1 pseudogene is annotated in these 600 nt (G+C 69.0%); it reads left to right on the plus strand.

What is annotated here, in order from left to right:
- Positions 1-545, plus strand: a pseudogene (locus A5624_RS11695) (DUF222 domain-containing protein); the annotation flags it as partial.
- Positions 546-600: the final 55 nt, after the last annotated feature.

Here is a 600-nt window from a genome sequence, read left to right on the forward strand (position 1 = left end):
CCCTGGGCAACCAGCAGGCCGACGGCATGTCGGCGCTGCGCGGCTGGCTCACCCCCGAAGCCCGCGCCACCCTGGAAGCCGTCCTAGCCAAACTCGCCGCCCCCGGCATGTGCAACCCCCACGACGACACCCCCTGTGTGGACGGCGCACCCACCCAAGACGCCATCGACCACGACCCACGCTCGGCCGCCCAACGCCAGCACGACGGACTCAACGCCGCACTGCGCGGCGTGCTGGCCTCCGGGAACCTGGGGCAGCACAACGGGTTACCCGCCTCCATCATCGTCACCACCACACTGGCCGACCTCGAAGCCGCGGCCGGACGCGGCTTGACCGGCGGCGGCACCCTGCTGCCGATGAGCGATGTCATCCGCCTGGCCCGCCACGCCCACCACTATTTGGCGATCTTTGACAACGGCAAGGCCCTGGCGCTCTATCACACCAAACGCCTCGCCTCCCCCGGCCAACGAATCGTGTTGTACGCCAAGGACCGCGGCTGCAGCAGCCCCGGCTGCACCGTGGGCGGCTACTACTGCGAAGTCCACAGAGAGAATGGGAGGTCGCTCGCGGCGGTGGTCTGACTCTGAAGTCCATTGACGC

This window comes from Mycobacterium sp. 1482292.6 (genome assembly GCF_001672995.1).
In the GTDB taxonomy this organism is placed as follows: domain Bacteria; phylum Actinomycetota; class Actinomycetes; order Mycobacteriales; family Mycobacteriaceae; genus Mycobacterium; species Mycobacterium europaeum_A.